At 44.7% G+C, this 20,298-nt stretch carries 27 protein-coding genes and 1 tRNA gene; 18 read left to right on the top strand and 10 right to left on the bottom strand.

Features of this window, described 5'->3' with window-relative positions; all coding sequences use genetic code 11:
* Positions 1–52 precede the first annotated feature (52 nt).
* The 7 genes from VD907_00760 to VD907_00790 all read left to right on the top strand — a co-directional run bounded on the left by VD907_00760 (position 53) and on the right by VD907_00790 (position 4,378).
* Positions 53–652 (top strand): hypothetical protein, encoded by a 600-nt coding sequence (locus VD907_00760; protein ID HYG83392.1) that lies wholly within the window; start codon positions 53–55, stop codon positions 650–652.
* Between the two features lie 96 nt (positions 653–748).
* Positions 749–1,198: a tRNA (adenosine(37)-N6)-threonylcarbamoyltransferase complex ATPase subunit type 1 TsaE gene (gene tsaE / locus VD907_00765; protein HYG83393.1), complete on the top strand. Its 450-nt coding sequence runs from the start codon at positions 749–751 to the stop codon at positions 1,196–1,198.
* Positions 1,195–1,584, top strand: coding sequence for a tRNA (adenosine(37)-N6)-threonylcarbamoyltransferase complex dimerization subunit type 1 TsaB (tsaB, locus tag VD907_00770; GenBank protein HYG83394.1), 390 nt, complete (start codon positions 1,195–1,197; stop codon positions 1,582–1,584). Before tsaE ends, tsaB begins: the two co-directional genes overlap by 4 nt.
* A 231-nt stretch (positions 1,585–1,815) precedes the next feature.
* Positions 1,816–3,327 (top strand): ribonuclease Y, encoded by a 1,512-nt coding sequence (rny, locus tag VD907_00775; protein ID HYG83395.1) that lies wholly within the window; start codon positions 1,816–1,818, stop codon positions 3,325–3,327.
* A gap of 3 nt (positions 3,328–3,330) precedes the next feature.
* Complete coding sequence (locus VD907_00780; protein ID HYG83396.1) at positions 3,331–3,825, top strand: NUDIX hydrolase; 495 nt, start codon at positions 3,331–3,333, stop codon at positions 3,823–3,825.
* A 43-nt stretch (positions 3,826–3,868) separates the two neighbouring features.
* Entirely contained in the window at positions 3,869–4,237 is a 369-nt protein-coding gene (locus VD907_00785; GenBank protein ID HYG83397.1) for a hypothetical protein, read from the top strand.
* Between the two features lie 65 nt (positions 4,238–4,302).
* Positions 4,303–4,378 (top strand) — tRNA-Pro (locus tag VD907_00790).
* Between the two features lie 1,785 nt (positions 4,379–6,163).
* Here the strand turns inward: VD907_00790 and VD907_00795 are convergent.
* From VD907_00795 to VD907_00805, 3 genes are all read right to left on the bottom strand, one after another.
* Entirely contained in the window at positions 6,164–6,343 is a 180-nt protein-coding gene (locus tag VD907_00795; GenBank protein ID HYG83398.1) for a helix-turn-helix domain-containing protein, read from the bottom strand.
* Positions 6,344–6,748: 405 nt separating this feature from the next.
* The gene (locus VD907_00800) at positions 6,749–6,874 is read right to left on the bottom strand and encodes a hypothetical protein (protein HYG83399.1); all 126 of its coding nucleotides are present in this window, start codon (positions 6,872–6,874) and stop codon (positions 6,749–6,751) included.
* 3 nt (positions 6,875–6,877) lie between these two features.
* Positions 6,878–7,075: a hypothetical protein gene (locus VD907_00805; GenBank protein HYG83400.1), complete on the bottom strand. Its 198-nt coding sequence runs from the start codon at positions 7,073–7,075 to the stop codon at positions 6,878–6,880.
* A 132-nt stretch (positions 7,076–7,207) separates the two neighbouring features.
* Here VD907_00805 and VD907_00810 point away from each other — a divergent pair, with 132 nt between their 5' ends.
* From VD907_00810 to VD907_00830, 5 genes are all read left to right on the top strand, one after another.
* Entirely contained in the window at positions 7,208–7,501 is a 294-nt protein-coding gene (locus VD907_00810) for a hypothetical protein (GenBank protein HYG83401.1), read from the top strand.
* Positions 7,502–7,706: 205 nt separating this feature from the next.
* Positions 7,707–8,780 carry a DNA (cytosine-5-)-methyltransferase gene (dcm, locus tag VD907_00815; GenBank protein HYG83402.1) on the top strand — a complete coding sequence of 358 codons (1,074 nt, stop codon included), beginning with the start codon at positions 7,707–7,709 and terminating at the stop codon, positions 8,778–8,780.
* A gap of 1 nt (position 8,781) precedes the next feature.
* Complete coding sequence (locus VD907_00820; GenBank protein ID HYG83403.1) at positions 8,782–9,840, top strand: restriction endonuclease PLD domain-containing protein; 1,059 nt, start codon at positions 8,782–8,784, stop codon at positions 9,838–9,840.
* A 1-nt stretch (position 9,841) separates the two neighbouring features.
* A complete protein-coding gene (locus VD907_00825; GenBank protein ID HYG83404.1) occupies positions 9,842–11,731 on the top strand; it encodes a Z1 domain-containing protein in 1,890 nt (629 codons plus the stop codon).
* Positions 11,732–11,736: 5 nt separating this feature from the next.
* Entirely contained in the window at positions 11,737–12,156 is a 420-nt protein-coding gene (locus VD907_00830; GenBank protein ID HYG83405.1) for a very short patch repair endonuclease, read from the top strand.
* A 59-nt stretch (positions 12,157–12,215) separates the two neighbouring features.
* On the opposite strand, the gene VD907_00835 is transcribed toward VD907_00830, so the two are convergent.
* The gene (locus tag VD907_00835) at positions 12,216–12,497 is read right to left on the bottom strand and encodes a hypothetical protein (protein ID HYG83406.1); all 282 of its coding nucleotides are present in this window, start codon (positions 12,495–12,497) and stop codon (positions 12,216–12,218) included.
* A gap of 108 nt (positions 12,498–12,605) precedes the next feature.
* On the opposite strand from VD907_00835, the gene VD907_00840 reads away from it, so the two are divergent.
* Positions 12,606–13,148 carry a hypothetical protein gene (locus VD907_00840; protein HYG83407.1) on the top strand — a complete coding sequence of 181 codons (543 nt, stop codon included), beginning with the start codon at positions 12,606–12,608 and terminating at the stop codon, positions 13,146–13,148.
* Complete coding sequence (locus VD907_00845; GenBank protein HYG83408.1) at positions 13,132–14,106, top strand: Kiwa anti-phage protein KwaB-like domain-containing protein; 975 nt, start codon at positions 13,132–13,134, stop codon at positions 14,104–14,106. The genes VD907_00840 and VD907_00845 overlap by 17 nt, the downstream gene beginning before the upstream one ends.
* A gap of 318 nt (positions 14,107–14,424) precedes the next feature.
* Here the strand turns inward: VD907_00845 and VD907_00850 are convergent, their stop codons facing one another.
* Positions 14,425–14,697, bottom strand: a complete 273-nt coding sequence (locus VD907_00850) for a hypothetical protein (protein HYG83409.1) — start codon at positions 14,695–14,697, stop codon at positions 14,425–14,427.
* 270 nt (positions 14,698–14,967) lie between these two features.
* Between VD907_00850 and VD907_00855 the strand changes: the two genes are divergently transcribed.
* Together VD907_00855 and VD907_00860 are read left to right on the top strand one after the other, a co-directional pair.
* Entirely contained in the window at positions 14,968–15,141 is a 174-nt protein-coding gene (locus tag VD907_00855; GenBank protein HYG83410.1) for a hypothetical protein, read from the top strand.
* 140 nt (positions 15,142–15,281) lie between these two features.
* Positions 15,282–15,662, top strand: a complete 381-nt coding sequence (locus VD907_00860) for a hypothetical protein (protein ID HYG83411.1) — start codon at positions 15,282–15,284, stop codon at positions 15,660–15,662.
* 117 nt (positions 15,663–15,779) lie between these two features.
* On the opposite strand, the gene VD907_00865 is transcribed toward VD907_00860, so the two are convergent.
* Entirely contained in the window at positions 15,780–16,403 is a 624-nt protein-coding gene (locus VD907_00865) for an ATP-dependent Clp protease proteolytic subunit (GenBank protein ID HYG83412.1), read from the bottom strand.
* 161 nt (positions 16,404–16,564) lie between these two features.
* Between VD907_00865 and VD907_00870 the strand changes: the two genes are divergently transcribed.
* Entirely contained in the window at positions 16,565–17,410 is an 846-nt protein-coding gene (locus VD907_00870) for a hypothetical protein (protein HYG83413.1), read from the top strand.
* 55 nt (positions 17,411–17,465) lie between these two features.
* On the opposite strand, the gene VD907_00875 is transcribed toward VD907_00870, so the two are convergent.
* The 3 genes from VD907_00875 to VD907_00885 all read right to left on the bottom strand — a co-directional run bounded on the left by VD907_00875 (position 17,466) and on the right by VD907_00885 (position 19,021).
* On the bottom strand, positions 17,466–17,831 hold the full coding sequence (locus VD907_00875) for a nuclear transport factor 2 family protein (protein ID HYG83414.1): 366 nt from the start codon (positions 17,829–17,831) through the stop codon (positions 17,466–17,468).
* Positions 17,831–18,208, bottom strand: coding sequence for an SPW repeat protein (locus tag VD907_00880; GenBank protein ID HYG83415.1), 378 nt, complete (start codon positions 18,206–18,208; stop codon positions 17,831–17,833). Before VD907_00880 ends, VD907_00875 begins: the two co-directional genes overlap by 1 nt.
* Positions 18,209–18,277: 69 nt before the next feature.
* Complete coding sequence (locus VD907_00885) at positions 18,278–19,021, bottom strand: alpha/beta hydrolase (GenBank protein ID HYG83416.1); 744 nt, start codon at positions 19,019–19,021, stop codon at positions 18,278–18,280.
* A 22-nt stretch (positions 19,022–19,043) separates the two neighbouring features.
* On the opposite strand from VD907_00885, the gene VD907_00890 reads away from it, so the two are divergent.
* The gene (locus tag VD907_00890) at positions 19,044–19,568 is read left to right on the top strand and encodes a hypothetical protein (protein ID HYG83417.1); all 525 of its coding nucleotides are present in this window, start codon (positions 19,044–19,046) and stop codon (positions 19,566–19,568) included.
* Between the two features lie 87 nt (positions 19,569–19,655).
* On the opposite strand, the gene VD907_00895 is transcribed toward VD907_00890, so the two are convergent.
* Positions 19,656–20,291 carry a DNA-3-methyladenine glycosylase gene (locus VD907_00895; protein ID HYG83418.1) on the bottom strand — a complete coding sequence of 212 codons (636 nt, stop codon included), beginning with the start codon at positions 20,289–20,291 and terminating at the stop codon, positions 19,656–19,658.
* Between the last annotated feature and the right edge of the window lie 7 nt (positions 20,292–20,298).

Raw genomic sequence — 20,298 nt, forward strand, 5'->3', positions numbered from 1 at the left:
ATTTAAGGCACCGCTGAATTGACCAAATATTTTTATTCTGTTATAAATATATATGTCCTCGTCGCCTAATGATCGGGGTAAGGAGATGGGTGTTCGGCTCGACGAAACAATGCTTGAAGTAATTGCAAGCAGAGAGGGGGGGATTCGAGATATTTACCTGTGGGAGGAAATGGAAACTGCAATTCCTCGCCGGTCAGGCGTGACGGAACAAGAGCATAAAAAGCTCGTGCGTCATGCCTTTACCGGTCTGCGTGATGACGGTAAAATTCGGCTGAATAATGGTTGCTGGGTTGTCGCGCCAGGAACGGATGAATGCCAGGTCAATTTTCCGCTACCTGCGCCAAGGAGTAAGGCTACTACTGCTACGCCAGGCGTAACGCCGGCAATGATGCCACGTCTTACGGTTTCGCCGCAAGAGCGACGAATCAATGATCTCGAAGCAGCTCTTGATGGTATGCGGAAGCGGCTTCAGGTTCAAGGCCTAAAGATCGCTGCACGCTACCAACTGAAGCAGCAACGGCTTGAAGAAGAACTTTTGCGGCAACTTGCCGAAAAAGACAAGCAAATCAGGGCGCTCGAGCAGCGCCTATACCCCAGAAGCTTGAAGGAGCGAGTGAAGCAGTGTCTAAGGATTCTGTTCCAGAAGAGTTAGAGCCTCCATTAGGTCCTAAAATCAGGCTCAGATAGCCGAGATCAACTTCTCGGGTATCTGAGCCGTAAAAAATCATGGTATTATCAATTTAGTTATATGAAGCAACACGAAATCCGTATTATCTCTGAAGGCATGATGCGTGCTTTTGGAAAGCACCTGGCTCACTATGTCAAAGGCGGCGACTGCCTTGAGCTGGTGGGTGATGTTGGCGCCGGCAAAACCACTTTTGTCAAAGGGCTTGGTGAGGGCCTAGGTATCACTGAAGACATACAAAGCCCCAGCTTCACAATTAGCCGAGTGTACCAAGCGCCTAGTGGCCTGGAACTGCATCATTACGACTTTTACCGTTTGCCCGATGCGGGAGTGCTCGAATACGAATTTGCCGAATCTCTGGCTAATCCGCGGGCAATTACCGTGGTGGAATGGGCCGATGTGGTGCACGACATTTTACCCACCAGCCATATTCGTTTAAAAATTGTCGCCACCGGCGAAACCAACCGTCGGGTCGGCCTTAGTGGTATGGAAAATTTTGAGATGAACCTATGATTTTAGCAATTAAAACCGATACTCCAACCTGTGAAATCCAGCTGGTGCCCGAAAACGGCCAACCCCACATGTATACCTGGGAAGCTGGGCGTGAACTCGCGAAGGGGCTACTTGCTTTTATTGAAGCTAAGCTCACTGAAGCGGGGACCGATTGGGACAGCGTGTCTGGAATTATCGTTTTTAAAGGCCCCGGGAGTTTTACGGGTCTACGGATTGGTATTACCGTTGCTAATACTATTGCTTATGCCAGTGATATCCCAATAGTTGGTACTGGAGGCGACACTTGGGCCACTGACGGCCTTAAACGTCTGCAAAACAGCGAAAACGATAAGTTAGTACTTCCAGAATACGGCGCTGAACCACATATTACCAAGGCTAAAAAATAACTCGCCGTTTGCATTTCGGGGCTATTTAAGCATACAATACATAGTGACACTACCAACAGTTAATGTTGTAGTTTGCGCAACTATTTTTACGTTTTACATTTATTGAACTGTGCCGGATCTTTAGAGATGTATAACTGCCGATAACCGTTTCAGGCATTCTTCAGTATCAGATAGGTTTTCAAAGAAGTACTACATAGCACGACGATCCGGAGGGGAAGAAAGGATCCTTTTATGATAGAAATACTCATTGGCCTCGTGATTGGCGGGGCTGCTGGCGCAGGGGCTTTAGCGTATATGGGGCAGCGGCGCGGCTCGAGTGCCGCCCACAAGGTCGAAGCGCTGATTCTGGAAGCTAAAACAAAAGCCAGCGACATTGTACTGCAGGCCAAAGGCGAAGCCTTAAAAGTGCGCGAAGCCGCCACCAAAGAAGAGAGTCAGCGGCGAAAAGAGCTTAAAAAAGCTGAAGACCGCACTGCCGAACGCGAAGCGAACCTTGATCGTAAGCTTGAGGAGCTCGATATTCGTACCGAAAAGCTACGCAAGCAAGAAGACGAAGTCGAAGCCTTAAAGGCCGAAATTCGCGAAATTCGCACTCGCCAACAAGAAAAACTTGAAAAAATTGCCGGCCTTAAAAAAGATCAAGCCGCTGAAAAACTGCTACAAATGACCGAACGGGACATTCAGCAGGATCTTACTGGGCTTATAAGTAAATTACAAGCAGAAGCCCAACACGACGCTGAAGAGCGCGCCCAGACGATTTTGGTGACTGCCATGGAGCGGATGGCCAGCGACGTCACTGCCGAGCGCACGGTTACCGCCCTGCGGCTTGACGACGACGAAATGAAAGGCCGGATTATTGGCAAAGAAGGCCGTAACATTCAGGCCTTGCAGCGAGCAACTGGGGTAGATATTTTAGTGGACGATACGCCAGGCATGATTGTGCTCTCGAGCTTTGACCCCGTGCGGCGCCAGATTGCTCGATCGGCGCTTGAAATGTTAATGAAAGACGGCCGCATTCACCCGGCGCGCATAGAAGAAGTAGTTGAAAAAGCCCAAAAACAAATCGATAAAGAAATCGATCGCGCCGGCGAGGATGCCGCCCGTGAAGTTGGAGTGGTTGGTGTTCCGAAAGAGCTACTACGACTGCTCGGTGAGCTCAAGTTTCGTACCAGTTATGGCCAAAATGTGCTGAAACATAGCACCGAAATGGCGCACATTGCCGGCATCATTGCCCAGGACATTGGGGCTAATGTGCGGGTTGCGAAAACTGCCACACTGCTGCATGACATTGGCAAAGCCGTCACGCACCGCATGGAAGGCAAGCATCACCATATTGGTGCCGAACTGGCGCGTAAATATGGTATGAGTGAAGCCATTGCCCACGCAATAGAAGCTCATCACGATGATGTTGAGGCAACAACAGTTGAAGCGCTCGTGGTGCGGGTATGCGATGCACTATCTGCGGCGCGTCCAGGCGCCCGCAATATTAGTGCCGAAAACTTCGCTGAACGTATGCGTGACCTCGAAAATGTCGCTAATGGCTTTAAGGGAATCGAGAAGTCGTATGCCATAAGCGCTGGACGTGAAATTCGAGTAATTGTTAAATCTGAGCAAATCGATGATTTAAGTGCCATCAAGCTCGCCCGAGATATTGCCACCAAGATCGAAAGCACCATGAGCTACCCCGGCACCATTAAAGTAAATGTTATCCGTGAAACGCGCGCTATTGAATTTGCTAAATAAGAAATGACCCGCGAATTCACCAAACAAGAGAAAATTGCCTGGCTCGCCGCGCAGCCCAAAAAACCGCTGAGCAGCAAGCTGTTGGTATGGGATGAACGGCGAGAGTTGTTGGTTATAAAACCGAATTACAAAAAGCATTGGGATATCCCTGGTGGCATGGTAGAAGCTTGGGAGTCACCGCTTGAAGGGGCGATTCGCGAAATTAAAGAGGAGCTAGGATTGGTTATTGCGCCCGAAGCGCTGCAATTTGCTGGGGTACGTTACGGCACTTCGAAGGTTAGCCAGGGCGACTTCTTACATTTTCTGTTTCATACGAGCATTACTAAACCAGCACGGGACGCCCTGCAAATTGACGAAAGCGAGATTGAGGCGTATAGATGGCTGCCGCAGGAGCAAGCGGTGGCTATGTTGGCCGGCAATCACTTGCGGCAATTCATAGCTAAGGTCTTACAAAGTCAACAACCCCGCTACGCCGACGGAGACGACAGACTATTGTAGCAAGAGCGAACTGCTCATCTTGCAATAATGCTATAATAAAGCCATGGCAGATCTTACTTATAACGACGTACAGCGAGCGGTACAAGATGCGATTCGCAGTGTCCAAAATGACACCCAGCGCTTGGTAAACGATAGTAGCAGCATCGCCCAACAAGTACAACTGATTGATGATATTTCCCGCGATGTTCAAGATATCCACCGGGCTATTTCTAACATGCAAACGCAGATGGATCAGATCGCGCGTGGTGTCAACGACGAAAATGACGACCAACGGGTGGTGACGCTGCAAAATGACATTCATGAGCTTAAAACCCGCTTCAGTACCATTGAACGCTTTGCGCAGCAAATGAGCAACTACATGCAAACCCGCTACCAAGAGGAAGAAGAAGACCGAGCCTATCGTCGCACGTAATTATTGTGTCTTCTGGAGTTGCGCAACTCCTTAAAATCAGCTATAATCCTACCAGTTCACATCATCGGGGTGTGGCGCAGCTGGTAGCGCGCGCGGTTTGGGACCGTGAGGTCGAAGGTTCGAGTCCTTTCACCCCGACCAGAAGATATTTCACCTAAATCCACCAGCAAATTGTATGGTGGATTTAGTTTTATAACAGATACAGAATCGTTTCCAGCACGTAGGTTCGACACAAGTTCATTGCATATTGCATCAAGTTCGACTAAATCATTGAAGTTCAGCATACTTAACAGATATAAGTCGATGAGTTCGTAGAACTCATCTTCTGTAGGTAGCCCAGCCTTCAATTGTTCAAGTTCCTGTGTATGCTTCTTAATGCTATGCTCTGCAACGTTGATTAACTGTTGATGATGTTCAAGTTTGCCTTGATGGTGACGCTTATAGTCTTCGGGTTGATTTACCTGAAAGTCCTGATACTTCATGTACTGTTTTTCGTTTATGCGTAAATCATTTTTGGCTTCTGCAAGTTTGCGCCTTGCAATGGCAGTATCTTGAGCAATTCTATTACGCAGTTTATCAACGTGAAGTTGATACGCTTTTTTACTGCGCTTAGTGCAGTGTCTTAGCTCCCACTCAATCGCAGCAAGTATATATTTTGCACGAATACTCTTCTTGAGAGTGATTCCATTTGCCTTGTTTTCTTCCGTCTTGTAGCGTTGGCATGCCTTATTACGGCAGTAAAAGCTAACAACCCATTTTCCAGTATTCTTACCTCGTTTAATTGGATTATGCTGGAATTGCATTGGCACGTCGCAAAAATCACAAACGACTTTATTCCTTAGTAAACCGAAATCCAGTTTATCGTAATTTGGTTTTCTTCGTGTTTGTTTTACTCCGAAGTCTGTTCCTACTTGGTGATTGAGGGCCAGATATTCATCAGGCGTAATGAGTGGTAAAAAATCTGATACTTCCGTAAGGTCCGCAAGATTATCGCCGTATTTATATAAACCAAAGTAAAAGGAGTCTTTGAATATGTCACCCACCATCTGCTTATCTACAAAGACTTTAGTAAATGGCTCATCTTGGCTTTTGCGTTGGCTCAATAGCGAATCATTCAAAAATTTTGCAATTTCTACATTATCTTTGTTTTGGTACAGGCGCATATTAACGGCTTCTCGCAACAGGTCCCAGTTATAACTATCAGGAATAAAGAAACCATTGCTAGCATCGACGTAGTAACCTTTCTTGATTACACCGTTATACTTACCTTCTTTGATATTCCCGTCTGTACCTCGCTTAACGTCTACAGAAAGTTTGTCCGAGTACTGCTTAGAAGTTGCAAACAGTATGCCTAATAGCATCTTTCCATTTGGATTATTTTCAAACTGATACGTCTTAAATTGAAGGTCCTGTATATACTCATGGTCAATTAGTTCGATAACTTCGCCCGCTTCTTTCATATTCCTGGAAATTCGGTCTGGCGACCAAGAAATAAGCCCGTGATATTTACCAGTCTTAAAACCAAGAATCATATCATCGAATATCGGCCGATTACCCGACTTCTTAGCTGATGCACTTTCTTCTAAAATATCCTCACTGCGTACAGTAATTCCCATTCTACTTGCCAGTTCTAAGCATTCCGAACGTTGGTCGTCTAGTGAGCGAACTTGCTTTGCTTCATCATCTGTAGACTTTCGTAAATAGATGGCGTAACGTCGTTTTTCTAAAGGTAAAATTCTTTTTGTATCTTTGTCATCAGCAGCGAAGTAGCTGGCTAAGTCATCAATGGTGCGTCTACTTACGGGAAGGACAAACGCATCAGGATTTTTGTTCTTTCTCTCAGCAAGTTTTTCGGCGGCCTTTTGATATTGTTCTTCAGTAAGTGAAACCTTTTCCCTGCGTTGACGTGGTTTTTTGGCCTTCTTTTCAATCATTATCCGAACCCTCATTCAGCAGTTTCATGACATCCTGTCGTTTGTATCGCCTGTCCTTACGTACGCCAATCCTAACCGCCTTTAGTAGACCATTCTTGTCCCAGTTCCTAAGCGTGTTAGGGTGAACCTGTAGTATCTCTGATGCTTGCTTAATGGTTAGATATTCTGGCATAATTTTGTTTTAACTTAACAATTCCTACCAATAGTATATAAGAATGAGCATATTTGTTCAACATAAATAGTCAGAGATAAACTCGATTCTTCACTGATACTGCTCTGATGTTGTGCATTTTCTTATATAATCAAAAGTGAATAGCTTTGGCTACTCTCGTCCTAGAGCCACTCGCAAGAGAAGGTATGGTCGAAAATCCACTTAGAAGTAATAAACCTGTCGTCAGGACTTCTTCTAAGTGGTTACAACTGGAAACGGTTGTAGGGCGCAAGCTCACTGACGGCAGGTTTTTTGTTTGCCGTCATGACACTAATCCAAAAGGAGAAATGATATGGGCAAATACCTAAAAGACATACTAGCTGTACTAATTGAGATTCGTGACCTTCTTAAAGACCGTCGTTAATTCTAAGACCGCTCAACCTTCGGCTTCATGAGCAGTTTAAGCCGTGACTTGAATTCTTCTTTGGATTCATTCTTCATTGGCTTCAATAAAAATTTTTCGCTAGTTTTTGGCTGAGTATTATCTTTCATTTTTTATTCTCCTTGGTAGCTTGTTTTTTCTTCTGTCTTCATTTTACGCTTTTGTTCCTGGTCTATGCTAATCAGTACATCAAAGTAACCAACCAAGTTACTCACCGCTTCTCTGTAGTCTTCATCATTATCGTAAACAATGCCATCCTTGGCAAAAGTTTCTTTCCACTTTTCAAGTTGTTTCGTAGTTAATTCCAACATGAATATATTCTAGGATAACGGGGGTAATTTTGCTATAATATAACTGAGGACAGCGGTTCATCAGAACGTCTATTGCGGCTCGAAACATTAAGGTTCGAGTCGTTTTCTATTGCGACAGAAAGTGAGCTATGTATGCCAACACTAGAATATCCAACCATTATCCTTCCTGATGGAGATAAAAGATTCAGAAGTCTAGAAATCAATAAATTAGGCGAACTGATATACGAACAGACTGATATGGGAAAACGAACCGCACAGACGGCTCCTAACGGTGGAGACAGTGATTACGAGTATTGGGTCACTATAGAGTTTGGTGACGCTCAGAAAGCATTTCTAGAGCTTATAAAGGACACATTTGAAACACAGGGTGAATTCAAACAATGGCTTGAAAGAAAGGATATAAAATATAGCTTCATGTCATATTAAAAAATGGCCAACCAAATAAATAAAGTTTCAGTGAAAATCGAGAGAGCTAGAATTAAGATAACAGATGAAACAATGTAGCCATCAAATGATTGACTGCTATTTACAAGACTGGGGCGGCCATTTTATAGCGGCTTTTTTAAGCAATATGATTTATAATCGATATTAACCACAAAAACAGCATAAACAATATAAGCGGGGGTACAAAATGAAGACACGGAAGCCAAAAGTTTTATCACTATTCTCAGGATGCGGCGGTCTTGATTTAGGTTTTAAGCAAGCGGGATATGAAATTGTATGGGCTAACGATTTTGAACATGCTGCATGTAAAACTTATAGCAGAAACTTTGGGCCACACATGGTCGAAGGTAGCATCATTGATATTGATTTTAATCAAACGCCTGATGTAGATATTATCACTGGTGGATTCCCTTGCCAGGATTTCTCTATGGTTTCTAAGCGTGGCGGCCTAGAAACAGACCGAGGAAATCTCTACAAACAATTTGTACGTGCTGTTGAAACTAAAATGCCAAAAGTATTTGTAGCGGAAAACGTTAAAGGACTCCTTACTGCCAACAAAGGTAAAGCTATTCAGCAAATCTCTGAAGACTTTGCGGCACTTGGATATAAGCTAGACATCAACTTATACAACTTTGCACAATACGGCGCACCGCAGCTTCGTGAGCGAGTCTTAATCGTTGGAGTTCGGCACGATATCGACTTTACATACACTAAGCCTGAACCTACTAATGATGCAGATAGTTATGTTACTGCGGGAGAAGCTCTTAAAGGTGTAGAAAAAGTACCTTTCAATAACGAACACCAAAATATCAAAGAAAAGACTAAAGAGATGCTTGCTTTGATACCAGAAGGTGGCAACTTCACATCTATTCCTAAAGATAGCCCTTACTACGTAAAAGGAATGATTAGTCACGTATACCGACGCTTAGACCGCAATAAACCATCGACGACTATCATCGCTGGCGGAGGTGGTGGGACGTGGGGCTATCACTACGAAGAAAACCGTCCACTCACAAACCGTGAACGAGCAAGACTGTTTGGATACCCTGATGACTTCATCTTTGAGGGGACAATCACTGAAGTCAGGAAGCAGATAGGTAATTCGGTTCCGCCTGTTGCAGCCAATAAAGTTGCCATGCACCTGTTGCCTGCATTCAGTGCAGACAGTGTTGTAGTGCTGAACCAAAAAGAAGTCGATTATAAAAACTTTATGACAAGCGAGTTAGTGGGACTCAAGCACTTAGTGATGGCAGCAAATTAGTATGTCCTTGCTGCTTTCCAACCTCTCACCTCTGCGAACTCAGTTCAAAACATATACCAAAATTTTTCGAGACCTTTTAGAGGATTCTGACCAGATACATATTGCAAGCGGGTACATCTCTACTGACTCTGCCGTAGACTTAAAAAGCATTATAGAAGCTAACGGCGGTCCCAGGTTAGAGCTTTGCGTTGGAATGCACTACTTTGATGGATTGAGTGTTGCTCAATTAGATGCTTTGCGTTCACTAGATGAAACATTGCGTAACAATAATCTAGGTCAAGTTTATATGGTTACTACTTTTCCTTTTCATGGAAAATTGGTAGCTTTTAGTAAAAATGAAACTCTACTTGGTTCCATCTTAGGTTCATCTAACCTCACTAATATCGTTGATGGCCAAAGACAGTACGAAGCAGACTATTTGTTCAATAATGCCGATGCAACAGCACCTGAAATTAAATCATTCATTAAAGATTTAATTGATATTTCTGCCCGTCCTCTTTCAGAGCTAGAAATAAAACCCTCATTACCTGAAAATAATCTCTTAAAGGACCAAGTAGGAGTATTGAAGCTAATCGACTCAGAGCTTTTAGCAACAAAGCAAAAACTTTCAGAATTGAGTTTCGAGATACCGCTTAAGGGGGATGGTTCTCAGAAAAGCGGATTCAATACTGCTTTTGGAAAAGGTAGGGAAAATTCACAGGGATTTGTCATGCCACGTCCTTGGTATGAAGTTGAATTGATTGTGCCTAAAACTATCACTACAGTCCCTGGATACCCTCAAGCAAGCCCCCGAAATGATGAAGGCGGATTTGATGTCATTACTGATGACGGCTGGGCATTCAGGTGCAAAACGAGCGGCGACTTCAGTAAAAACTTACGTTCAGAAGATGACCTGAAGATACTGGGTCGTTGGCTTAAAGGTAGGCTGGAAAACGCAGGGGTTTTGAAACCTGGCGATTTAGTAACAGACGATACACTAACTGAATATGGCCGTTCGACATTAACAATGACTAAATTAGAAGATTCACAAGTTTGGTATCTAGATTTTGGAGTAAATTAAAATGGGAAAACATTTAGACAGTTACCTTGAAGTATTAGCGAAAGATGCACCAGATGCAGTTGATTCCGTCAAAAATACAGTAAATGCGCTCATCCCAAAATATGTTGAAACCTTTACTCACAAGGAACATATTCAGGGATTGTTATTTGGGCAAGTACAAAGTGGAAAAACAGGTCAAATGTTTGGCGTTATTGCAGGTGCTGCCGATGCTGATGATGCTTTTGGTGTCTTTATATTACTGACCAGCGACAATGTTGCACTACAAAAACAAACTTACAGACGTGCGCTAGAAGCTCTCGATAATACCTTTGCTGTCTGTAGTGAGCAGGACGAAGTTCGTTTTACAGAAGCGGGCAAACGTCGCCCTACTCTGATAATTCTAAAAAAGAACGATAAAATTCTGCTTAACTGGCGGAACATATTAAGTGCTTCGGATGCTTGTAAAGGACGCCCTATTTTCATAGTGGATGACGAAGCCGATGCGGCGAGTCCAAATACAAAAGTTAATAAAGCTGAACAGAGTACTATCAATACTCACCTTCAGGCAATACAGCGTTTATCTACCAGTAGTATCTACCTACAGGTCACCGCTACCCCTCAAGCACTCTTTCTTCAAAGTGAAGAATCGGGATGGAAGCCTAGTTTTACGCACTATTTTCCTCCTGGAAAAAGTTATCTTGGCGGCGAGTTCTTCTATAGTAAACCGAAACCATTCACTAACCGTGTAACTGAAGACGACGAACTTAATACACTTCTAAAGACCGACGTGATTGCCGATGGCATTAAACGGGCAATCGAAACCTACTTAATTACAGCAGGCCATGTAACATTGTCAGCAAGCGCCAAAGTATGCACATTTTTGGTACATCCAAGCTCTAAAATTGATGACCATGAAAATATACGTAGAAAAGTTACGTCATACGTCAAAGAAGTCCTTGCATCCAAGGGAAATGATGAACTTACTAAGCGGCTCAAGGCAGCATGGACTGATTTGCAGCAGACGAAGCCCGACATTCGTTCATTCAATGAAATTTTTGAATTCATCAACAGTAGTCCTGTAATTTCTATTCACACTCTCAACTCTGGCCCCGAAGGTACGTCTGGGCAAACCTTTGAAGAAGGGTTAAATATAGTAATTGGAGGAAATACCCTGGGGCGAGGCGTGACATTCAAGGGTCTTCAAACCGTGTATTATTGTCGTTCAGCTAAAACTCCTCAAGCGGATACTTTCTGGCAGCACTGCCGAATGTTTGGATATGACCGCGACCCACTGTTAATGAGAGTATTCATGCCTGAAGCTCTATTTAATTTGTTCTCTGAAATCAATGAAGCCAACGAGGTTCTAATCAAACAAATTCAAGAAGGAACTTTCGATGACATTCAACTTGTTTTACATCCAAAGATAAAGCCTACACGTAAAGCTGTAATCGACCAAAGCAAGTACGGCTATATCGTAGGTGGAGTGAATTATTTTCCGCCACGTCCTGACCAGAATAACGTGGCGAATGTTGACAGCGTCGTAGATGCTTTCGTTGATGGTGAGTATGAAGTCTCTATTGATGATGCGATTCTTGTGCTAAAGGCCTTTTCTTCAGACCTAACAAACGATTGGTCAGTCAATGCCTATATAAATGCACTAGAATCCGTTAAAGCGTCCAAAGCATTCGGGAATACTGCAAAATTAGTTATCCGCAGGGGTCGTGACATCAAGCGAGGAACAGGAACCCTCTTGTCACCAACTGATAGAAGTATAAGCAAGTCAAATGTAAACCAATCTGTAATCATACTCTACAAACTTCTAGGTCAAGTAGAAAAGGGATGGGATGGTGCGGAGTTTTGGGTTCCAAATATCAAACTACCTTACGGTAAAGTATTCCATAGGATAGATTAGCTTCTATGGCGGATACGTTTTCTGCCGAAAAGCGAAGCGAGATTATGTCTCGTATACGCTCCAAGAATACACAAGCAGAATTGATAGTATTCCGCTACTTGCGCAAAAACAAAGTATACTTTCAAAAACACTACAGCAAAGTGTCTGGAAAACCCGATATTGCTTTACCTCGAAAGAAGAAAGCTGTATTCATTGATAGCGAATTTTGGCACGGCAAAGATTATGACAGAGTGCTTAAAAACCGCAGCCCAAATGATTATTGGGTAAAGAAGATTGCACGGAATATCGAGCGGGACAAAGAAGTACGAGAAGCTTTAATGCAAGATGGCTGGAAATTACTTGTAGTTTGGGAGTCTGATATAAAAAGAAAGCGTACACGAGATGAAAAGTTAGAATTGATTTTGTCATTCTTAGTGGCGGCCTAAGTTATACTGCATCAACAGTCTCTTAAAGATAGGTTCAACAAGTTATTGGTTAATCTAAATTACTTGGCACTTGGTCTCTTCTTACGAGATGCAGGGTCAATGTGATTTTTTATTTGGCTAGGGTCTTTCGCTTCTTTGGCTAATGCTGGTATGAGGTCACGGCCCCTTGGAGTTCCAAAGGCCTTATCATCCCAATTAGAGGTGTCCTGAGCTGACTTCTGGCCTGGGATAGTAACTACTTTGGTCTTAGTATCCAGCTTTGGTTCTGGTTTCTTTTTTTCGTCCATTGTTTTGATTATAACAATAACTCCATAACTATAGGCTTTTTCAGATTCCACCAAAAGATTTGTAAGGCGCTTCTACCTAGCTCTGTAGTTCTGAATGTGTGGCTATAATGCTCACTAGATATATAGACGTACGGATGCTAATGTAAAGTTAAGAGTTTTGAAATGAAAAGAAGTGCTAGGTTTGGTCTGTTTCTTGGTTCGTATTCACCCCTTTTTATTTTGCTTTCAATTTTACATTGGAAAAATAATCTCCTTGGAAGTTTCAAATACGGATGGCTTGAGCTGCCATATTTATCGTTCTTATTCATAGCATTAGCGTTTATCGGCATAGTCATTGTGCTGTCCTTTTTGAAAATTGCTAAAAAGCTATCACCAGTTACAATCAGGCCAACTGTATTAGATAGAAACATGCAGGATACACTAGCCTACTTGATTACATATTTGATACCTTTCGTAGGATTCACGTTTGATGACTATAATGCCCTTATAGCAAATATATTCATATTCGGAATGATTGGTTTCTTATATATACAGTCGAATATGATTTACTTAAATCCAGTACTAAGCATACTAGGGTATAAAGTACTTAAATTAGTCGTTAAAGACAATGAAGTGCTAATGCTTGCAAAAAATAACCTCAAAAACGACAATGGCATAAAGGTAACCATTTTATCCGAAGGACTTTACATTGAATCCGACAAATGACATCTTCCAGTACGTTAATTCTTTAGGTGGCCAAGACCTTAGAACTGACGAGATTACAGTTCAGTTACTTGTTATGACCAAAGACAAGACACTGTATCGAACAAATATCGACCAAAACATTGAAGATGGCTTGATTGACTCCTTTGCACGTCCAATATGCAATTACATTACGCTGGGACCCGACGAGGGTCTAGTAAAACAAGAGTACGACCCCCAGCAAACTCCTGAACATCCCGTATTATGGACGCTCAAGGATAGTGAGGTGCCTGCTTTTGAGTCCGTTAAAGACCAGTTGTCTGGCAGCCTTGATTCTCTCGAATTGTTTCAGAACGAAGAAGGCAATTTAGATGGTGTGACAGCTCTAGCACTTCGCATCCAGTTTAACGAGCAAGAAATGGTTGTATTCCAAAGATTATTCCCCGCACACATACTGAAAGAAAGCAGAAAATTTGGTTTGTTTTTTACGGGTTCAAATTTTGGCAAGCTAGAGCATCCTACCAACTTTCAGGTGTCACGAGATAACCATGTTGTTTATTTTGGAGATACTATTCATATTTTACATCCTGGGCATTTTGAAGCGCTATTTGATTATGAAACACAAAAAGTAGCAATAGCTTCAATAAAATTAGGCGGAATTGAATCTCGGCATGCGGCAAATATCGAACTTGAAGATGGTACAACCTTGGAATCATTACTCGCTGGCGATAAAGTTGCACTAAATAAGTTACAAAAACTTGAAGACAATAACATAACTCTCTCGCAAATAAAACTCCAAGAGCTTAAAGACTCGCACGACCTCGATATAGAGCTTAATACTGAAACTGGCAAGATGATTATTAAAAATAAGAGAGATGCCAAGAGTCTCATTAGTATCTTAAATGACGATTACTTATCCTCAAATCTAACATCTTCAAACTATGCAGCGCAAAGCAAGAAGAAAGTTCAACCCAGAAACTAGGGTTGATTAAAGGTTTACAATAAGAAATCCATCGACATAGCTCTTTCTGATTTAATCATGTTGCCCGTCAGTGATTTTAGGTCGACCACCTTAGACTTCAGCGTTTGATGGTTTTGCAATAATGATTGTAGCGCTTCCAAAATAGGTTCGACAGCAGTATCTTCTCTGCGACCATAGAAAAATGACAGAGCTTTTATGTTCTGTCATTTTTCTATGGCTAAGAACAGCTGAAGTATAGTCTTTAAGCTGAGCGCATAGTCAGAATTACATAAAAAGTGGCGAGCAGCCAGAAACTGCTCGCCGGGGATGAATATGCGGCTACCTTCGCTTGGCGTAGACGCCGAGAAGGTCGCCACCCCCGAAGTCAGGATCCGGATGGCCTGTAAGCTTGTTCATAGGGTGGCCCAATTTGACATTTTCTGGCCCATGCTCTTTGCGAAGATCGTTTAGATAGCGCGGATAGTGATTCTCATCGGGCCCGGAAACATAACTCTCTCGCCCAATATTGCTCAAGAATTCAAATCCTGCTTGCCGCAATTCATCCCAGTTCTCGGCAGTAACCTTAGCGTGCGACTGTGAGTCATTGCTCATGAAAAATCCAATCTCTTGCAGTGTAGAAGCCATTTTTTTGCTCGTCTACTCGCTCAGAAGTACATGTTAAGAATATAACAAACAGTATCCCATGCAACTGAAGCTCTAAATGCCTCGCCGGGATCGGACGCATTAATCAGTAGAACACGAGAAGGTTCGAATCTTTCCCTTAGTGGAATGCATGGTATAATAGAGGCGCTAGCTCGTGTTTCGTGTGGTTTGCTGACGAATTCATTCCAGTGCGAAAGCACCTGTTTTAATGGAGAGGCTATGTCTCATGTTAAGCGTCCGCTTAGTCATTGCAAGCCACAGCGACCGGCGGATCCTCCAGGGGACGTGGGTGGTCGACGGTTGAGGCCATCAAACACGGGAGAGGGAGTTACTCCTCCACCCGTTGACCCTGACCGCACTAGCGGTGCCACTGAAGCGCCACGTAACGAGTAGCGGCCCTTCGGTCGTCCACCCCTCTTTCTTATGAAGATGGGTGGACGATTCTAAATTTACTGCCGGGGAATACTGCAAAGCGGTTTTCACTAAAGTAACTCAGGTATCCGTAGTGATGCCAAGAGCAGTATAGATTGAATGTGACCTTCTGGCGTGACAATCACCTAGTGGAGGAAGCAGCGTTGATTACCGGCCGATATATTGAAGTTCGGGGACGTGGAGCAGGGTCGCTCAAGAACTACTTTTCGCATTTTGGCTCTACGTTACCAAACGAAAAGTTGGATAGCGAGGGAAGGCTACGACGGCCCAGTGCGTTCGATGCGCCTCATGGCATATGTTATGTTCTACCGGATGAGGACGAAAAGTGGGTGACAAGGTACAGCTTTGACTCGTTGATTCTTACTAAACCCGAGCTGAGAGACCAAGCCAAGCTGGAAGAAGTGGTCCAGGACACACTCAAGGCCTTGCAACGGCTCGCAGAAGGCGATAAGAACATAGTCGCCGTGCGTTTGCGCAAGTAATCTTAAACGGGCCCGCCGTTATTGGCAGGCCCGTTCTTCATATTTTCAAATATATACGCCTAAGACATTACAAATGAGAAACCCGCTCCAAGAGACGGGAATCTCACGAGCGGGTTGTTACCAGAATCGCCACCATGGGCGTTTGATTCCAGTTGTGTCCGATTGGATCGGGGCGTGGCTCAGGACACTGCCGATGATCCCCATCTTAAGAGCTTCGGCTGCCGAGAAATAACTTTCCTTGCTGTAAAGCGCTTCCGCCTCTTCAAGCGAGAGGCAGCTATCTTCGTGCAGTAGGCGGATGAGAATCTCCCGAATGTTGTATCCCTCTTCAAGGTGATGGTCAAACATCGCCTCTTGCGTCTTTAGTACTTTGTCGCTAGGGCGTGAGGTGGAGTGCGCAAAATTCTGCTTGTCGTTCCAGGTCTTCGGTGGGTGGATCAAGAAACGCGTCAGCGGTCCTGAGAACCTATTCTCACGCGGGACAGCGGTCAGGACCAGTATTCCGGCTGACATACAGGCACCCAATGTTACGACAGATACCTTTGTATTCTGTGAAACCAGACGGATCGCATCGCGAAGCGCCAGCCCTTGAAAAGCACTGCCTCCTTGAGTTGTGAGGAGGACGGTGAGATGCTTCTGCGTCTGATTGTTGAGCAGCCAATTGATTGCTTGTGACACACTTTCTTCGTCAATGCCGGCATTGAAAGCGAAGCGTGGTGTCTGAGCTAATGGCGACTGCAAGGCCCGCCTCCTGTTGAAGTGTCGAAGACAATTAGAGTATATAATAGAATCATATAAATGTCAACAAAAAGAGCATCTCACCATTAGTCACGAAGCTTCGAAGGTTTGTACTAACGGCCTACATGTGCTACAAGTAAAGGCAAGCTCTACGATGGGAGACGATGATGTCGGAAAGTTTGGGCGGTTTGACACAGTTTGTGTTGCCCCAGCCGTATCGTTTTGGGCTGCCGATCATTCGCCGGATGCGGGCAGCAATGGAAGGCAAAAGTCTCGCTGCTGGAATGGCCTCCTTGTTCGAGGCGATTCAAGTCGACCTGCGTGTGATTGGAGATACTGAATGCTTGAGACAACACGCACGAGGTGTACTGTTTGTCGGTGATCATCGTCAAGCAGTTGAGCTGGTGCCGTTTTTGGCGGTGCTTGGCCAGTACGGCCGAGAAAGCGTGCGGCTTGTGGCTAAACCATTTTCGATGCAGGCGCGTATCCTGGCCTCGCTTAAAGTCGATCTAGCCGCCATGATTCCGGTTATTCCAGGCACCTTGGCTCGAGATCGCAAGCGCAAGCTGAATCGTGATCTTTACTGGCGCCTACGGGCTCGTGGCAGATTGCCGTCGGCTGAAGAAATCAGGATAATTAACGCGCTGAGCCTTCAAGCCTGTGTGAGCACCGTTTTGGATGAAGGCAGTGTTGTGCTGTGCCCGGCTGGGGGCGTGATGGATGCGGTGAAGCGTCCTTGGCAGCAAGGCGTGGGAAAGATCATTAAGTTGCTGCCCCCTGATGCCTTCAATCGCACCCTGATTGTTCCCTTCCGGTTTGATACCTTTTCGCGGCTACAGCTGTTGCGGGCATTGCATGGCATGCGAATTAAGCCGCAGCAGCTAACGATGCGGATTGGCTATCAGGGAACAGTCGGAGAATTGCTGGGAGATGTAGCTACCGTTGCCACGATGACGGCCCGGGATGTGACGGATATTCTGCATCAGCAGTTTGTCGGCGCTTTTGGGTAGTGAACATAAAAGGGCAAGAGCCGTCCACTCTTGCCCTTTTTAATGAAAGTTGACGTTACTGCTTCTCGCGCTTTGTTTTATTAGTAGAGTAGTGAATCGATTGAAAGACAATTTTTCCATCGTGAATGACAAAGCTATCTGCGCCATCAAGAACTGTCTTTTTGCCTGATGTCGCTGTCCATTCCAAGAAGGCGTACGGGCCGTCTACTAAGGTATGCCGGTATTCGAAGGTGGCTTGTTCTCCCACAATTGCCGCTAACTGTTGCGCGGATTGACGCACTCCTTCGTGCCCATGGAAAGCACCGGTTCCGGTGAGAAATACCACATCTTTCGCGTAATTCTGTGTGACATCACCTTCGATATCGCCATGCAGGCGTTTTTGTAAGTGATCTTCAAATACTTCGGTCGTGGTGCGCGCCATTAGCTCACGGTCGGTTCGTTAGTGTCGGCGTTAGGATTAGTAACAAGGGCGTAGCCTATGACCAAGATACCGACAAGCAGGTGCGGTAGCCAGTAGTTGCTTGGTTCATTGGCGAAACCAAACAGCCACGGCGACACTGCCAAAAAGGCACCGGTTAGGTAGTCGAGAATGAGGTGGGTGCGCATGGGCACGAGTTTTAATGGGCTGAAGCGACTGGTGGTAATAAGTTCGCTTAAGATAATAAAGATGCCCACGTAGAGAGCAACGTTTGAAGCCGCGGCGTTATTGGTAAAACTGAATAATTGTGGTGCAAATAACAGCACAATCCCCACAAGTAGCCCTATAATTGTATGTATTTTTGATGAAAGAAATCTCATGCCTGTTTCCCCATTTATGTTGGCTACTATTTATTATAGACCTATTTCAGGCAAAGTAAACGAACCTACTTAGTGTCGCCGCAAAAAACCTTGGCACAAATTGAGTATCTGTTTTGGTTTAGTAAACTGCACCACATGTCCGGCACCTGGTATTTCTACTATTTCGGCATGTTTTAATCGGGAAGCTAGATACTGCATCCAGGCCTTTGAAACAACCGTATCTTTATCACCTCGAATAATCAGGGTGGGGATGGCAACATTGTCGAGTGTTTTCTCGATTCGATCAGCGATCATGTAGCGTGAGGTTTGCCAGTAGCGCCGCGGCCCCATTTCAAGATAGCTACGAATGAGAATTTTATTGAGTCGCAGTGGCTCTTGGAAGGCGTCCTGCAGTAAACGCCAGCCCTGTAATAACCGCCCGCGTTCCCATTTATTGACGGTTGGACCCAGTAAAATTAGCGCCTTGCACAGCCCGGGACGCTGCTTTGCTATGTGCGCAGCAATCTGACAGCCCATCGAGTGGCCAACAAGTACTGCCTGGCTGATTTTTTCCTGCTGCAGATACTCAATAACGACTGCGCTTAGTTCAGGGATGCTTAAGGCTTTGGGTGGCGTTGGCGTTTTACCATAGCCGGGCAGGTCGATAGCCACAACGTTATAATGAGGTGCGAGCGCTGCAAACAGCGGCAAAAAATAGGTGCTCGAAGCACCAATGCCATGGATGAGCACAAAGGTGAGTGGCTTCTCGGTGAGGCTTTTCTGGATAAAAACGGTATGAGAGGCGAGTTGCAGGCGCTGTTTGTCGAAGTTCATATCGGTTATTATCTCACAGCTTATGGCAAATTGCCGTATACTTAAAGCAATGGTGTTGTATCATGAGATTTCCCAAAACCTGCTCCCCGATGCGCTTAAAAATGGCTTACGCTGCACTTCACGGGGTGAAAAAGGGCAAGCTGCGGCGATTATTCGCACGGACGAGTTTCTTGATAGCATTTGTCCGCCCGAACTAAAGCAAAGGGGAGTTAGCCGCGACAACAATCTCTACACTTTTCTTGGGAATGAAACGGCGGTGAAAGACATAAAAACTGGCGGGTATGTTCCACTTTCTAATTACAGAAAACAAGGGAGGCAGTTACTGCGCTTACAGGTCCCCTTTGGTAACTGTTTTCTCTCTAATCTCGACCTGTACGACGCCGTGAAGCAGAACATACAGCAACTATCTGAAGCCGAGCTACGGCAACTCGGTGTTCGCTATTGGGCGGCGGTAGTGCCGCTAGAACAGGCTGATCTAGCAATGGTACCGCGCCCGGAGGTCATGATTACCACTGACGTTTCACCACGGCAAATAGAAGTTTTATAGAAAGGGGCCAATGAACAAGTCGCGTGGAGATGCTTTCATCAAAAATGTCTATAAGACCCCTGGGGGAAGTGCGCAAAACAGCCTCGATTATTTAGGCATATTATCGAGTCCCTGCCATAAATATAAGGCGGCAATTGAGCAATAGGGGTGCCAGCCGTTCTTATCGGCCAGTTCGTTGATGACTGTGGGAGACGGGAGGGTTTCTAGATTATACAATCGCTTAATGCTATTACGAATCCCAAGATCGCCAACCGGTAAAACATCCAATCGCCCCATACAAAACATTAAAAACATGTGCACCGTCCACTCGCCAATACCCTTTACCTCGGTTAGCACGGCAATTATTTCCTGGTCGGTCATGGCGTCGAGCGTATCGAACCGAACCGTGCCATCAATAATTCGTCGGGCTAAGTCTTGAATATACTTAGCTTTTGGTAAAGAAAGGCCGACACTCTTAAGAGTGGTAATGTCCTTGGTCAAGATCATGTCGGGCGTTGGAAAGGCACCATCAAACAGATCAAGAAAACGTTTTTTAATTGCCGCCGCTGCCTTAACACTGAGTTGTTGGCCAATAATCGCACTCACAAGATCTTGGTAGTAATTAGTGTGAGGTGTGAGCGTCGGCATCGGTCCGGTTGCAATATGAGCACCTAAAATCGGGTCATGATGTTTTAAGTGTGCAACGCCAAGTTGAAATTCTTTTTGAAAAGCAGCAATATCCATGCAGTAA

The organism is Verrucomicrobiia bacterium, assembly GCA_035629335.1.
Classification (GTDB): domain Bacteria; phylum Patescibacteriota; class Saccharimonadia; order Saccharimonadales; family Saccharimonadaceae; genus DASUUR01.

Excerpts from the sequence above, each read along its gene's own strand:
- tsaE (HYG83393.1), top strand. The coding sequence starts at position 749 with ATGAAGCAACACGAAATCCGTATTATCTCTGAAGGCATGATGCGTGCT.
- VD907_00805 (HYG83400.1), bottom strand. The coding sequence starts at position 7,075 with ATGTTGGAATTAACTACGAAACAACTTGAAAAGTGGAAAGAAACTTTT.
- VD907_00785 (HYG83397.1), top strand. The coding sequence starts at position 3,869 with ATGGCAGATCTTACTTATAACGACGTACAGCGAGCGGTACAAGATGCG.
- VD907_00855 (HYG83410.1), top strand. The coding sequence starts at position 14,968 with ATGTCTCATGTTAAGCGTCCGCTTAGTCATTGCAAGCCACAGCGACCG.
- VD907_00895 (HYG83418.1), bottom strand. The coding sequence starts at position 20,291 with ATGGATATTGCTGCTTTTCAAAAAGAATTTCAACTTGGCGTTGCACAC.
- VD907_00880 (HYG83415.1), bottom strand. The coding sequence starts at position 18,208 with ATGAGATTTCTTTCATCAAAAATACATACAATTATAGGGCTACTTGTG.
- VD907_00890 (HYG83417.1), top strand. The coding sequence starts at position 19,044 with ATGGCAAATTGCCGTATACTTAAAGCAATGGTGTTGTATCATGAGATT.
- VD907_00840 (HYG83407.1), top strand. The coding sequence starts at position 12,606 with ATGAAAAGAAGTGCTAGGTTTGGTCTGTTTCTTGGTTCGTATTCACCC.
- tsaB (HYG83394.1), top strand. The coding sequence starts at position 1,195 with ATGATTTTAGCAATTAAAACCGATACTCCAACCTGTGAAATCCAGCTG.
- VD907_00820 (HYG83403.1), top strand. The coding sequence starts at position 8,782 with ATGTCCTTGCTGCTTTCCAACCTCTCACCTCTGCGAACTCAGTTCAAA.
- VD907_00885 (HYG83416.1), bottom strand. The coding sequence starts at position 19,021 with ATGAACTTCGACAAACAGCGCCTGCAACTCGCCTCTCATACCGTTTTT.
- VD907_00825 (HYG83404.1), top strand. The coding sequence starts at position 9,842 with ATGGGAAAACATTTAGACAGTTACCTTGAAGTATTAGCGAAAGATGCA.
- VD907_00850 (HYG83409.1), bottom strand. The coding sequence starts at position 14,697 with ATGAGCAATGACTCACAGTCGCACGCTAAGGTTACTGCCGAGAACTGG.
- dcm (HYG83402.1), top strand. The coding sequence starts at position 7,707 with ATGAAGACACGGAAGCCAAAAGTTTTATCACTATTCTCAGGATGCGGC.
- VD907_00780 (HYG83396.1), top strand. The coding sequence starts at position 3,331 with ATGACCCGCGAATTCACCAAACAAGAGAAAATTGCCTGGCTCGCCGCG.
- VD907_00810 (HYG83401.1), top strand. The coding sequence starts at position 7,208 with ATGCCAACACTAGAATATCCAACCATTATCCTTCCTGATGGAGATAAA.
- VD907_00875 (HYG83414.1), bottom strand. The coding sequence starts at position 17,831 with ATGGCGCGCACCACGACCGAAGTATTTGAAGATCACTTACAAAAACGC.
- VD907_00800 (HYG83399.1), bottom strand. The coding sequence starts at position 6,874 with ATGAAAGATAATACTCAGCCAAAAACTAGCGAAAAATTTTTATTGAAG.
- VD907_00760 (HYG83392.1), top strand. The coding sequence starts at position 53 with ATGTCCTCGTCGCCTAATGATCGGGGTAAGGAGATGGGTGTTCGGCTC.
- VD907_00870 (HYG83413.1), top strand. The coding sequence starts at position 16,565 with ATGATGTCGGAAAGTTTGGGCGGTTTGACACAGTTTGTGTTGCCCCAG.
- VD907_00830 (HYG83405.1), top strand. The coding sequence starts at position 11,737 with ATGGCGGATACGTTTTCTGCCGAAAAGCGAAGCGAGATTATGTCTCGT.
- rny (HYG83395.1), top strand. The coding sequence starts at position 1,816 with ATGATAGAAATACTCATTGGCCTCGTGATTGGCGGGGCTGCTGGCGCA.
- VD907_00795 (HYG83398.1), bottom strand. The coding sequence starts at position 6,343 with ATGCCAGAATATCTAACCATTAAGCAAGCATCAGAGATACTACAGGTT.